The following is a 13787-nucleotide window of genomic DNA, read 5'->3' as shown; positions in this document are numbered from 1 at the left end:
ACCTTTTACCGGTTCGGCTTCGGATTTGGACTCGGAAGTAGCGGAAACCGAAGAACTTGAACCTTTTTGCACATCCTCGGCGGCCTGATCGGCAGATTCCTTCTTATGCTTCGACGCCGAAGAGCCAGCTTCTGTCTTTTTGCAGTTGCCTTGGCGACCTGACGTGTGGATTTGATTTCCAGACTCTCCGGCTCTTCGCTTTTGACGTCCACGCCATTGCGTGGCGCACCGAGCGAGAACGAAATAAGATCCTGGTTCGGAGCCAGATCGACCACATCCAAAGCCTGCGCCGGATGAACCCGCTTCAGCTCATTGGTGGCATCGCTCGGCTCGACCGCCTGCTGTTTGGTGGCCGAATTCACCTTGCCGAAACCATTGGCAGCGGCATGTTGGTGACGCTCGTTTGCCGGATTGGGAGCCTGCTTCTTCGCCGACGCCGGAGCGGCCTTAGCCTGCGTATTCGGCCTGCGCTTGGAAGACGATGACGAATTGGGCTTGGATTCGGTTTTCCCTTCAACCGCGGCGGAACGCTTCGCCGCATTGCCGGACTTGGTCTCCGCTTTCTTGCCCGTAACCGTTTGCTTGGCTGCGACCGTCGACTTTCCGCCCTTCGCCTCCGAGCTGGCGGCGGAAACCTTCTGGCCGGCCTTGCCCTGCGCTTTGGCGCGTCGGTTCTCAATACGTTCTTTTTCGGCCCGAGTCTGTTTGACTGCCTTCGCGATTTCCTGCTCGGCCATCAGTCCGGTGGGCTGCTCATCACTGGATACGGGGGTTTGCGAAATCTTGCCGGCGACTTCGGCACTGGCTTTGGCCGATTGCGCGTTGGCGGGAGCGGAACCGTCGCGGTGGGCTTGATGGGCCTTGGCTTGCGCGGCACGTTTCACCTTGAGGTCACGTTCCCAAGCCCTGGCATGATTGGCCGTACGCACGCCCAACGCCACGACCAACGCGAGCAATACCGCGGGAATCAAGGCAAACAGCGGACTGAACCTCAACGGGAAGGAAACGGCGAGAACCACAATCGTGACGAGAAGCAACGCCGCCGAAACGATGGCACGCCTGCGCGCCGCCTCACGGCGAAGCCTACGGATACGCGCGACTCTGGCGCGTTCCTTCATGGCTTTCGCGGTTCGTGCAACCGATGCCCCCGATGGACTCGCGACAATACCTTTTCGCTCCGATTGCATGACAATCCCTTTCGCCGAAGACTGGCGTTCATCACTAAAACGAGTACCGCTTTCGGCATCCACCAGATGCAACGACGGCGAGTACTTGTCCTCACGATGCTCGACCACCTTTTTCATACTATCCACGGTGCGCCGCGGAAGCCAGCCGAGTAACAGGATAACGAGAATGACCAGCACAACAACACCGCTCACCCACGCATAATCCATGGTTTCAAGAATAGAGAGAGTTAGTGACTTTTTACACCCGTGTAATTCGTGCGCGTCATACAAGCAGTCGTCGGGTGAAACCATGCGGCGCATCCTCCGCCAACAGACTATAGACGTCGTGGTCACGCCATTGATGGTGAATGTACATGCTTTTCAAGCGCGTGCCCTCGTGATGGGCCTGCAATTTCTGCGCCACTCTGCGGGAACGCCAGTTTTCCGGCAGCATTGATATCTCCAAACGATGAAGCCGCGGACCGTTTGGACTGAACATCGCCCAATCCGCCAACATCGCCGCCGCCAATGGCGCGATGCCGTGGCCGGCGTGACCCTGATCGACCCAGTACCCGATATTGCCGCAACGCGACGATCCGTAGCTGATGGCACCCACGGAAATCTGGCCGATGATGTCCATCTGATATTCGATGACGAACAGCGCGCCGACCCCAAAGGCTTCGTCGCTACGCTGCCGTTGCAGCCACGTGTTGAACGTCAAAGCGGGTCCATGCATCGGATCGTTGGAATCCCAGGGAGCAAGCCAGGCAGCGTTGCGTTGTCTGGCTTCGTTCCACGCCGCCTCGTCCTCCGCCACCATCGGACGCAGACGAATCTGAATGGCGCCTTCGGGAGGCACGAGCTCGACCGGCATGGTGATGGCGTTGGGATTGGGGACAAACGCGTTGCGTAGCGAACGAAAGACTGACACATACCCCATCATACCCATCACTAGATGTCTTCAATCTGAAAGCGTTTGTCTGAAAATATGAGCTCAGATGTTCACGGAAACCTTTGGCTTTACGCCGAATTTACGTTCAACCTCTGCCATCTGGCGTCTCACTTCAGGATAAGATGGAGAACCAATAATAACCGGGCCAGCAATTCCTCTCCAAGTACCATTTTCGTACGGTTCGGCCATCTCGTCTAATTGCTCGGGCGTATAGCCAAACAGTTCTTCGATTTCCCTGTTTTTCTTTTCTATTTCGTCCTTGTTCATCAATACCGCCTTAATATTCCTAATTCTATCAGTCCATACGTTTACCATGAATGCATGGGCGACAAAGCGGAAAATATCGATACGCTGAAACAGAACATGCGACGGGAAGCCATCGGCAGACGCAAGGAAATCGGCGAAGGCGAGCGGGCGGAAGCCGGCAAACGATTGGGGAAGCTGGCTACGTCGCTGGTGAATAATCTGCCAGCAGTCGATTTGAATCCCGGAGACAGCGCGGCGGCTTACGTTTCGATGGGGACGGAAGTGCCGACGTTTGAATTATTGGACGCGCTTGTTGAACGCGGGTTGCGGGTGCTGGTGCCTCGACTTGGCAAAGGACGCGATATCGGATGGAGCGAATATGACGGAAAATCCGGACTCCGTCAGATGCCGCACACCGCCACGGGTGGATTGCGGCCGGCGGAACCGGGAGGCGAGATTTTAGGGCCTGAAGCCATTGCCGACGCGAAAATCGTCTTTATCCCTGCCTTCGCCATCGACCTTGACGGCACACGGCTGGGTCGCGGAGGTGGCTGGTACGACCAGGTTCTCGGGCTCTGCCGGGAGGATGCATTGAAAATCGGGGTCTGCTGGGACCGGGAATTCATCGATCGTCACCACGCGGTGCCTCGTGAAACGCACGATATTCCGGTCGACATCATAATGACGGATAAGCGAATTATCACCATATGACACCGATCGCCAAGGGGCCAATGCCTTTGACTGCCTGATTGTCGCATGGCAAATCATAAAACCGGCTCGAAACCGTGAGCGTCTCAGCACAACCCATGCAATTGCAGGCATAATTACACTTTGAGCGCTCTGCCGGCAATCCGGATATCGGAATATCGGAAACCGATATTTTCCATCAGTTGAATCCTCGCCAGCTGGTTGCCGAGCGCCCCTTAACTTCACCGGAAACGAACGAGCGTCAAGGCTGGGACTAGGATATGAACAGTTGAATTGTTAAGCATTTATCTTTGTGGAGGGACCGTTGCCTACTTATCACTATCGTTGCAAGAACTGTGGATACGATTTCACCGAGCAGCAGTCATTCTCCGACGATCCCATTACCGTTTGCCCCAAATGCGGCGAAGAGCAGGTGCGCAAGGTCTATTCGGCGGTCCCCATCGAGTTCAAGGGACACGGCTTCTACCGCACCGATAAGGGAGGTTCGTCGTCTTCGTCCGAAAAGTGACTGCGGACTGATTAAGCCTTAGAGATCTTCAGAAAGCCGGTAACTTGCTTTGATGCGAGTGCCGGCTTTCGTGTTTTGGAAATCATCGATTGATTGATGGATTTCAGATGTGGATAACCCGTTTCGTACTCCACCGCGACACGCCCCGAATGTTGATAAGCCGTATCATCCGACCACAGTACCCGTTTTTGCCTCGGTAATTTGCGTTTTGGTCCATCATGGAACCATGAACCTTTTTCATCATGGAGACCATCAAGGTCTAAGCGTAAAGCAACCGACGCTCAGGCAACGGCGCACCATGCGTCAGACGCGTACCGTGCTCGCGGCACTGTGTGTCGGGTTGGCCGTTTTCTTTGCCTTGCAGTCGATTTCCAGCAGCGTTGCCACTAAAACCGCCGTTACCGCCACCCGTGCCATCAAACGCGGGCAGACCATCCGCGCCGATGACCTCAAAACCGTACAAATCGCCGACAGCCCTGCTTTGGCAAACGTGTTCGGCCCGGATGACGACGTACAAGGACTCATAGCTCAAGTGGACATCGAAATCGGCAGCGTCATCTCCCGCCCCATGGCACGGGCCTCACCGGTGATCGGACACGGTTTGACCACCATAGACGTCAAAATCAGCGGATCTGCAAACGGGCTGATCCCCGGCGACAAAGTCTCGCTCGTAGGCAGCGCCGGATGCGAAGCCGTGCCGAATCTTCCGGCTCAAACCCCTCCGACGAAACAGCAACCTAAAGACGATTCGACACCGAGAAGCCCTCCCGACGGAAGCGATTCGGAAAACGGGGAAGGGTCAAAAAATCAGTCGGATGCCTCTGAAAGCGACGATAAAGGCGACGATGGCGCGGATGACGATGCCGCACAGGCATCAAACGAGGCAATGGCAACGCCGTCGGGTGGTCAAACGTGCACGTTAGTAAGCCTTGCGACGGTCACCGGCAGCCCACATCACGACGATGGCGGCAACGTCACCACCCAGCTTGCCATGCCTCCGCAGGATGCCGCGCGCATCATGGCGATGCAGGAACGTATGCCCATTATGGCTGCCAAACTCTAGCTGGCAGGAATCCCAATATATAAACGAAAAAGACAAGGAGGAGATCATGAACGAAAAACAGGTCGACAAAACGATCCGAGCCCATAAACAGCAAAGGGCGATGGTTTTACTATCACCATCACCCTTAGCGATAAACGCTAAGCCCTACTTGTCTCGTTCGCTGAAAATACCCCAGTGCGGGGGCAGCTCACGCAGGATGCGACTGTCATCATCCTGCTGCTTGCTGCCCCTCGGACGGCGATCTGACGGATCAGGCTCGACACCGTCGACATCAAAACGTTCGCTGCCTTTGCGCACCACACGCCGATGGACACGCGACGAGCGACGGTTCGGATCATACGCTGCCGCCATCAACGGACCTCTTGATACAAATCGCTGATGCGACTGACAATCCGGTCAACTTCCTTGTCCGGATTGACGAATGCCGCCACACTCCAGACCGTCATCACCGACCAGCCCAGGGTGGCCAATTCCTGCATCAGCACACGATGACGCTTGCGGGTTGACTGGATGCCCATGAAATGTGCGTCATCGGTCATCACCGCCAGCGAGAACGGCTTGTCTTTCAGGCCGACGACCAAAGGAATGGAGGCACCGCCATCGAAACCGTAATTGGCAGCGACTTTGAGCCCACGTGCACGAATGCGGTCGGCCAAATCGTTGAACAGAACGTTGTCGCCCTTAAGAGACATCGAGGGACGCACCACTTCCTTGCCCAGGCCCTCGGCCCACTTGAGCATGACCTTCAACAGCTTTGGACCTGGCTGATGGAGACGGTCGTCTTCCATGTCTTCGGAGCCGAATGCCGAAATGATGTCGACATTGCGATTGGCCAGAGCAAGGGCATCGAGCAGCTTGCCGCCGCCCCCCTCGCCTTCCAAGGTTCCAAACTGTTGGAGCAGACGGCCATGCGACGTCTTGGCGAAGCACAGCGAAAGGATGACATCAGTGGCACGCACCCCGGCCGCCTCATCGAGATCGACCAGACGTACGTGACGAAGGAAACGCCCCATGGCTTCATCCTTCAGCGACAGCGACTTCAGTTCAGCGCCAAGCCGCGTGCGGAAAACCGGAGTCAGAGTGACCACCGCAAGCAGATAGCCGGTCGGCACCACGGTAAAGGCCCCGGCACGCTGCTTGATCACGGCAATGACCTCATCGATTTCCTGCTGGCTGCTTTCCACCAATCCCGTGGCGAGCACGGGCACGCCGTTGGCCTCGATCCTGTGGAAACGCACCCTGCCCTGCATCGATTCCGTGGCCACATCCCTGCGGGCGCCACCATAGCCTTGAGCAGAAAGGAACAACGAAAGACGCGGATCGCGGCATACCGGCCGTGTTTCGAGCGTGACCTTCGGCAACAAGGCGACCAGAGCATTCATCGATTCAGAGGTGATGGTGGATTGATGGGCGATGACCACAACACGCCTGGCACGGCTCAAGATGCTCAGCAACTCAAGGGAAGGAAGGTGGGAGGCAGCATCGATGATGGCCACGTCGGCCAAAGGTTCCGGGCCGCTCAACACGGCAAGCGTGAACGGAGTGGCCATGATGACCGGCTTCGCCGCCGCAAGAATCTGCGAGTATTCATGGGCGATACGGCTCAACGGCACATGCCTGTTACTGGCCAGCAACGTGTGCAGCTGGTTGGCCTCCTGCGTGTGCGAAAACAGCATGTCGCAGAGGTGACGCATGGCTTCCTGATCAAGCATGGGACCCACGGAGTTGACGTGGTCGACATCGACCTGCACGAACCGATCGGCCGCGGATTGCAAGGCAGAACCGTCCTGGTTGGAGATAATCGCCGAAGAACGCACGATATCCTCAAAGACCGTCGTCCACCAAGACAGCTGAAGCTCCCCTTCCACGGCGTCCACGGACACGCGACGGTTGCGCATGTCTTCAATCAACGCATCAAGTCCCATGGAATGGAAATCGCGTTCAAGGCTGGCACGCCCCGGCAAGGTATCCAGCGCATTGCGATCGGAATAGAGAGCCTTGAGCCTGGTCTCAAGCCTGGCCAAGTCAACGCTTTGCAGGTCGCCGCCCTCGACCGTGGTGGCCAGTACGGTGTCGAGCGCCGTAATGTCACGCATCAGCGCTTCCTGCGTTTCCACTATCGTATCCAACTTTGCGGGAAGCACGGGCCAACCGCCATGAGGCACGATGTCATGCCACTGTTGCGATTGCTTATCGACAACCTGCAAAGCCTCGTGCAGGTCTTCCACCTGGGAACCGGCCCGAAGCAGGCTCTTGGCTTCTTTGACATGGCGGCGACGTTCCCAGAAGCCCATGCTCGTCCCCTCGGCCTTACGCTGGGCCTTGGGCTTGCTTGCCTCGATCATCGAGTCGATGTCACGCTCGAAAATCCTGGGTTGGAAAACGTCGAGCACGCGACGCAGGTTCTTCAAAACCGTGACCTGACGACCCCATTCCTGAGCTGTCGACGGCACCGGGAAACCGCAGGTTTCAGCGACGGACGCCACCTGGTCACGCGTGGCGGGAAGAAGACGTTGAAGCAGGTTCTCAACCTTCTGGTAGGCGTTTACCGCCTCGCTTTGCGTAAAAAGCGAGGCTCCATACCAAGCGGTGGTCTGCGGGCCGACGGTAAATTCACCGTATTCGCCGGCCTTGCGAAGCTTCTTGATCCATTCGTCCATGTGTGGGGCGATGGCTCTTGCGGTTTCATTGGAAAGACGGACATGCGTGGCCGGATGAGTCGGCATCGCGGAAATGCTGGCGAGATTTTGAATGGTCTGGTAGGCGGAGACGCCCCACCGACTGCTCACCCCGTGCAAATCTCCGAGATAACGGGTAAGACGCGAGCGCACTCCGACGAGTTCATCGGAAACTTGGTCGAATCGGGCGACGGCGGCACCCGGCTTGAATCCAACGGCCGCGATCAATTCCTTATCGATTTGCGACGCCGCTTGGGAATCAGCCATATCGACCACTCGGCCACCCATATGGCAGGTTTCCATTTCGTGGACGAAACGCTTCTTCTGCCCCGCCACTGCCGGCACGTACAACACGGTTCTGCCGGCACTGATGCAGCGGGAGGCAACGGCCGCGGATATCTGCGCCGTATCGTTGCCAGATGCAACGTCGACAAACAGCGAATGACCCTGTGCCGCCATATTCGCGGCATAACGCACAACATTGTCGACATCCCCGGCTTCATGCTCGCTATGGGGATCGGCATCAAAGGGGCTGAAACTCGGAAGTCTGGTGTCCTTCAAAGCGCTGATGGCGTCAGCGTTGCCGGCCAACGCGTCAAGAGCGGTGTTGCCGCTTGGCTTGCCGGCCAGAGCATCGATGATATGACGGCTTTCGGCAAGCATCTTGGTGGCAGGATCCATGAAGCAGCCCAGGATGATATTGCGCTCGATATCGAAATCCGCAATCATCGGTTTGATTTCATCGGTGATGGCGCTGAACACGGAAGAAGTATCAGGAGTGCCGCTGGCATAGTTCCTGCCATCGAAAAGAGCAACTTCATCAATATCGAGGCGCTGATCGTGCATGGCCGTCGTGAATGCAGGATTCATGCTGACGTGACCGGTGAAACGGATGACGGCATCGGTCTCACGGCCACCCGGCTTGCGGCGCACCTCAACCGGATAGAGAAGAACAGGAACCGAATTGCCCTTCCACGTAGCCACTCCGACCACCAGAGAAAGCTCGGCGACCCCGGCGGACCGTGTTTTTACGGCCTTGTCGTCGAGAACGCGTTCGAGCCTGCGTCCGGCCGCCCGCAACATTCCGGCGTCACGGAACATGGAATCAAGGGTGGTATGCCCGCTGGCGAAAAGCTGGGCGATGCCGGAAGGATGGGCGTGGGTCAGATCGAGCTGCGCAGTAAGCTGTCCGACGTCTTCCAAAGGCGAAGGCATGAGCCCGTTGCGGTAGCTGTCATACCATTTGCGCATCCGCTGGATGCCGTTCATTGTCTGGTTCGTTTCGCTCATTGTCTACGTCCCTCCCCAACCTCGTTACGATATTCGATATATCCTGAATTTTGTGAAAGCGCGGCGTCGACATCATCGTTGCCCACTGCCGAAAGCCATGCATACAAATCGTCATACAGCGAAGGATTCATCGCAAGAAACGGCAGAAGCTCAGGTTGCTTCGCCATTTCGAACTGGCGCGAAAAGTCCGTGGTCGTCTTGGCTTCCAGTGAACTCATATCTCCCACTTCGACCTCGGGCTGCGGCTGGTCGAATTCGCCATTCGACACCTTTTCGAAAACCGAACCGGGTTCGAAGGTCGGCTTGAAGGTCTGTTGCATATCGAACGAACCGCAACTGGCATTCGGGTTTTGGACGAATGTCGGGGAATCCGCAACATCCCTGATCGGAGGCATGAACTTGTTGCGTTCCTCGGTCGCCTCGCGTTTCGCCTCGTCGTTTTGCGGTTCCTGTGAAACGATTAGATTCGAGCGGGAACGGGCACCGCCGCCCTGCCGGGGGCTTTCATCCATGGCGACGAATACCGGAGCGTCCTGGTCGGCTGAAGTCTGACCGGAAGCCTGACCACCCGTTACACTGCCAAACTGATTCGCTTGTTGCTGTTGCGAGAGTTGCTGTGGCTGCTGAGCCTGCTGCTGTGGCTGGGCAACCTCCCGAGCCTGCTGCTGCGCCGCGACTCTCTGTGATTGCTGCTGTTGCTGAGCCTGTTGCTGACCGAGCTGCTGAGCTTGCTGCGCTTGCCCGGTCCGAGCTTGCTGCGTTTGGGTGGCAGCCACATTACCACCAGCCACATTGCCACCATCAACGTTGGCCTGACCCTGTGTTGCCACCGGCGAATTCATCGGTTGTTGCACGCGGGAGGCATCCCGAGAAATCTGCTCATCCTTTTGACGCGAAGGCAGCGACACCTGCTGTACCGTTGCCCCGGTCCGCGATGATTTGCTTTCGCCGGGGCGGGTGGCTGCTGCCACCGACGGTTTCGCGGACTTGTTGCCGGTAGCGGAGGGTCGGGCAGACTTTATTGCCTCGGCATCCTTGTCTTCGGCTTCGCTCTCCATGGCGTCTTTGAACAGATCGCGCGCCTTGGCATCCTCGACCTGCGAATCGGGTGTCATCACGTTCAGCGAAATCTGGTCGATGGCATGGTCGGTTTGCGGGCTTTCAGGTTTTTGGCTGGTGCCGGCTTCGGTTGGCGACGGGGTTTCGACGGCAATATCGTCGGCGCTGGTAGCGGCATCCTTGGCTGCCTGATCATCAGGAGTCGGGGAGTTACCGTTGCCCTGCGCCCTAGCGGCAGCCGAAGCCTCGATACGATCGGCCACATCCGCAGCGCTGAAAGCCGTGGTCGGCTCCCCCGCGCGTAGGTTCAGAATGTCGTCAACGGACATTTCATTGAGGTCGGGTTCGACATCGGCGCTTCCCCCGTCGCTAGCGGCATAGTCGAACAAATCGGTAACCTGGTTGCCGTCCTCGTGGCTTTCATCCACCTCGACACGCACAAAATCAACAGGAACATCACCGAACTGTAATCTCATCGGCGAATCGGGAAGGATGAAATCCTGATTCGGGGTCAACGGACGCAGCCCCTTTTCATCGACCACGTATGTTCCGTTGGTCGAGCTCAAGTCGGTGACCGACGCCCCGCCATTGACCGCCACGGTGAATACCGCATGGCGCTTCGACATCGAACGCGTATCGTCGTCAATCTCCAAACGACGATGTCCGTCATCGGCAAGCGGACGCAAAGGCCTTCGGCCGATCTCAACGTTTTCGCCGGGACCGACATCGACTTTTGTAGAGCCATTGACCTTGATGACCCAATGTTTTGTCGTTCGCGGATCAGACACCTTGCGGCCTCCCCTATACACCATATTCATGCTAATGCCATTCTGTCATATTTATCTTGAAACCAAGAAGGAAAATGACAGATATTGACAACACTCACGCACGAGCCTGCCTTCGCTTTTGCATGAAGGACATCCTTAGATACTACGATAGCCGACAAAATGAACAAACCCTGCGAACGGAGATTCCGCACACAGGGTTTGCAACATCTTTGGGGTTCAAACGGCTACCTGCTGTAAACAGCTACAGCCGTCTCGACCCGCAAACAAGAAGGAACTACTTGAGTTCGACGGTGCCGCCGGCCTCTTCGATCTCGGACTTGGCCTTCTCGGCGTCATCCTTCTTGGCCTTCTCGAGGATGGTGGTAGGAGCACCGTCGACGAGCGCCTTGGCGTCAGCCAGGCCCTTGCCGGTGATGTTCTTGACGGCCTTGATGACCTGGATCTTCTTCTCGCCGAAGGAGGAGAGCACGACGTCGAACTCGGTCTTCTCTTCAGCGCCATCGCCTGCGCCAGCGGCAGGAGCAGCGGCAACGGCAACGGCCGGAGCGGCAGCTTCGACATCGAACTCGTCCTCGAACTTCTTGACGAAGTCGGAGAGTTCAACCAGGGTCATTTCCTTGAACGCGTCGAGGAGCTCATCGCTTGAGAGCTTAGCCATAATAGGCTTCCTTTCTTTTCTGATGACGGATGTTTATTGGTTCCGTCACCTAAATTCTTAAAATTTCTTTAATTATTGGCTATTGGACTGCCTGTAATTCACGCGGCCGAAACCGCGCAAAAATCAAGCGGCCTTTTCCTGCTTTTCGCGCAGCGCGTCGATCGTGCGCACGGCCTTGGTAGGCAGAGCGGCGAAAGTACGAGCGGCCTTGGCCATGGATTCCTTGAGGTCTCCGGCCATTTCGGCAAGCAGGGTATCGCGGGACTTGAGGCTCGCGAGTTTCATGAAGCCTTCGGCGTCGTACATGGTTCCGTCTGCGAAACCACCCTTGATGACGAGGGCCTTGTTTTTCTTGGCGAAGTCACGCAGGATCTTCGCAGCCTCGACGTAATCACCCTTGACGAAAGTGATTGCGGAGGGGCCGGCGAGGACTTCATCGAAGCCTTCGTATCCAGCCTCTTTGGCGGCGATGCGAGCGAGCGTGTTCTTAGCCACTGAGTAGGAAGTATCGCGGCCTAGCTTTTCGCGCAGATCGGAAATCTGCGGAACGGTAAGCCCGCGGTACTCGGTCAGGTAGACCGCGTCGGCGTCACGGAATTGCTCCGTGAGCTCCTCGATCACCTTTGCCTTATCGGGCCTTTTCATGGCGTTCCTTCCTGAGTCGACCATTGATTTGGAAATCGGAACGCTTCGGTTTCGGGCAATATCGCGAATGCAACGAACGCATTCGGCAATAACTGTATTTCTACAAAAAATGCCCTGCGCACAGGCAGAGCAACAATCAAGCCATTTTCATGGCATATTTCCTTTTGCAAGGAACTTCATCTTGTTCAACCTATGCTGGCTTGGCGAACCAAACTTCGAGAGACCTTGCGGCCTCTAACCAACAGTCTGTGGTTTACAGATACATACTATACGGAAGACGGCCGACTATGCGACACGCCTGCCTCCCCTACTCAACGAAATGCGTTGGAAAGCAGAAAAACGGAGGCGAAATTCTGCTTTCCAACGCATCCTGATGGGGACTCGCGTTGAAAAGCAGAAATATCGACCTGAAAATCTGCTTTCCAACGCAGGCAGCGGACAACGATGGCTCAGAGCACGGCCTGCAGCGCGAAGTCGAGGATGAAGAGGATAGTGACCACCCACATCACCGGATGAATCTCCTTGATCTCCTTCTTGCAGATCTTCACCAGGCAGTACATGATGAAGCCCGCGGCGATGCCATAGGAGATGGAGTAGGACAGCGCCATGAACACAGACGCGAACAGGGCCGGAATCGCTTCAGCGAGATCGTTCCATTGCACTTCCTTAAGGCTCGAGGCCATCATGCAGCCGACCACGACCAGCACACCTGCGGTTGCCGCGGACGGAATGGCGGAGACCAGCGGCGAAAGGAACATCGAGATGAGGAAGCACACCGAGACGGTGACGGAAGTCAGACCGGTGCGACCGCCGGCGGCGATGCCTGCGGAGGACTCGACGTAGGTGGTGACGTTGGAGGTGCCGAACAGGCCGCCGATGGAGGTGGCGATGGAGTCAGCGAAGAGAGCCTTGTCCATCTTGGAGCTGAAGCCCTTGCCGTTGGCCATGTTGGCAATGTCCTGGTCAGAGAAGATGCCGGTCTTGCGGCCGGTGCCCACGAAGGTGCCGATGGTGTCGAAGGTGTCGGACATCGAGAAGGCGAAGATGGTGACGATCACCAGCGGCAGGCGGCTGAGGTTGCCGAAGAGCGACGGGAAGCCTTGCGGGCTGAAGATCGCGAGGAACGTGGTGGGCAACTGGGCGAACGTGTCGGAGATGGAGACCGCGTGGCTCATGTTGGTGATGCCGAAGGGAATGCCGATGAGTGCGGCGGCGATGATCGCGATCAGCAGCGACCCGCGGACCTTGAGCAGAGTGAGCACGATGGCGATGACCAAGCCGATGAGGAAGACCCAAAGCGCCGGGGTGTTGAGCGTGGCCAGACCCGGGGTCGCGTTGATCGGGCCGCCCTTGGCCGCGGCCTTCGGGTCGCCGGGAGTAAAGGAGATAAAGCCGACGTTCAACATGCCGACATACATCACGAACAGGCCGATGCCGCCGCCGATGGCGTGTTGCAGGGACTCGGGGATACAGGCGATGACGAGCTTACGAATGGAGGTGACGGTGATCAGGATGTTGATCAAGCCGCACAGGAATGTCATGCACAGGGTTTCCTGCCACGAGAAGCCAAGACCTGCGCAGACCGTGTAGGCGAAGAAGGCATTCAAGCCCATGCTGGCGGACTGAGCGTAGGGAACGTTGGCAAACAGGCCCATCACCAGCGTGCCGACGATGGAGGCGATGATGGTGGCGAGGAACACGGCGCCCCACGGCATGCCGGTGGTGCTCAGCACTTGCGGATTGACCACGATGATATAGCTCATCGCGAAGAAGGTGGTGATGCCCGCTGTGATTTCAGTGGATACTGTGGTGTGATTTTCTTTAAGATGGAAGAACCTGTCCATCATTCTCTCTTCCTTGGTTTGAGCACCGCCAAGTCAGAGCTACAAGGAAAGGGACGGTCGGCGTTCAAGGCGTTACCACTACGAAACCGACGACTTCACTAGCTGTTGATAGTTGAATTGACGATACGGAGGTTGCTGCGACTCGCCCGCGTTCCCGCGGACATCTCGAATATAACACCGGT

12 protein-coding genes are annotated in these 13787 nt (G+C 57.1%); 3 read left to right on the top strand and 9 right to left on the bottom strand.

Annotated elements, in window-relative coordinates; translation table 11 throughout:
* Window positions 1–5: 5 nt before the first annotated feature.
* From OZX74_RS02085 to OZX74_RS02075, 3 genes are all read right to left on the bottom strand, one after another.
* Window positions 6–1379, bottom strand: a complete 1374-nt coding sequence (locus OZX74_RS02085) for a hypothetical protein (RefSeq protein WP_277156929.1) — start codon at window positions 1377–1379, stop codon at window positions 6–8.
* A 70-nt stretch (window positions 1380–1449) separates the two neighbouring features.
* A complete protein-coding gene (locus OZX74_RS02080) occupies window positions 1450–2115 on the bottom strand; it encodes a GNAT family protein (RefSeq protein ID WP_277157386.1) in 666 nt (221 codons plus the stop codon).
* A 45-nt stretch (window positions 2116–2160) separates the two neighbouring features.
* Entirely contained in the window at window positions 2161–2385 is a 225-nt protein-coding gene (locus OZX74_RS02075; RefSeq protein ID WP_277156928.1) for a hypothetical protein, read from the bottom strand.
* A 54-nt stretch (window positions 2386–2439) separates the two neighbouring features.
* Here OZX74_RS02075 and OZX74_RS02070 point away from each other — a divergent pair, with 54 nt between their 5' ends.
* The 3 genes from OZX74_RS02070 (at window position 2440) to OZX74_RS02060 (ending at window position 4643) form a co-directional block, all read left to right on the top strand.
* Window positions 2440–3075 (top strand): 5-formyltetrahydrofolate cyclo-ligase, encoded by a 636-nt coding sequence (locus OZX74_RS02070; RefSeq protein ID WP_277156927.1) that lies wholly within the window; start codon window positions 2440–2442, stop codon window positions 3073–3075.
* Window positions 3076–3376: 301 nt separating this feature from the next.
* Window positions 3377–3580, top strand: a complete 204-nt coding sequence (locus OZX74_RS02065) for an FmdB family zinc ribbon protein (RefSeq protein ID WP_277156926.1) — start codon at window positions 3377–3379, stop codon at window positions 3578–3580.
* A gap of 226 nt (window positions 3581–3806) precedes the next feature.
* A complete protein-coding gene (locus OZX74_RS02060) occupies window positions 3807–4643 on the top strand; it encodes an SAF domain-containing protein (protein ID WP_277156925.1) in 837 nt (278 codons plus the stop codon).
* Between the two features lie 144 nt (window positions 4644–4787).
* Here OZX74_RS02060 and OZX74_RS02055 read toward each other — a convergent pair whose 3' ends face one another.
* From OZX74_RS02055 to OZX74_RS02030, 6 genes are all read right to left on the bottom strand, one after another.
* Entirely contained in the window at window positions 4788–4994 is a 207-nt protein-coding gene (locus OZX74_RS02055; RefSeq protein WP_277156924.1) for a hypothetical protein, read from the bottom strand.
* Window positions 4994–8611 carry a helicase gene (locus OZX74_RS02050; protein ID WP_277156923.1) on the bottom strand — a complete coding sequence of 1206 codons (3618 nt, stop codon included), beginning with the start codon at window positions 8609–8611 and terminating at the stop codon, window positions 4994–4996. The genes OZX74_RS02055 and OZX74_RS02050 overlap by 1 nt, the downstream gene beginning before the upstream one ends.
* Window positions 8608–10488, bottom strand: a complete 1881-nt coding sequence (locus OZX74_RS02045; RefSeq protein WP_277156922.1) for an FHA domain-containing protein — start codon at window positions 10486–10488, stop codon at window positions 8608–8610. Before OZX74_RS02045 ends, OZX74_RS02050 begins: the two co-directional genes overlap by 4 nt.
* A 244-nt stretch (window positions 10489–10732) precedes the next feature.
* On the bottom strand, window positions 10733–11116 hold the full coding sequence (rplL, locus tag OZX74_RS02040) for a 50S ribosomal protein L7/L12 (protein ID WP_277156921.1): 384 nt from the start codon (window positions 11114–11116) through the stop codon (window positions 10733–10735).
* Window positions 11117–11239: 123 nt separating this feature from the next.
* Window positions 11240–11761: a 50S ribosomal protein L10 gene (gene rplJ / locus OZX74_RS02035; protein WP_277146253.1), complete on the bottom strand. Its 522-nt coding sequence runs from the start codon at window positions 11759–11761 to the stop codon at window positions 11240–11242.
* A gap of 449 nt (window positions 11762–12210) precedes the next feature.
* The gene (locus OZX74_RS02030) at window positions 12211–13605 is read right to left on the bottom strand and encodes an NCS2 family permease (RefSeq protein ID WP_277157385.1); all 1395 of its coding nucleotides are present in this window, start codon (window positions 13603–13605) and stop codon (window positions 12211–12213) included.
* Window positions 13606–13787 lie beyond the last annotated feature (182 nt).

Source organism: Bifidobacterium sp. ESL0798 (assembly GCF_029395415.1).
Taxonomy (GTDB): Bacteria; Actinomycetota; Actinomycetes; order Actinomycetales; family Bifidobacteriaceae; genus Bifidobacterium.
The sequence above is the reverse complement of the archived record's forward strand: the minus strand, read 5'-3'. Positions and strand labels throughout refer to the sequence as shown.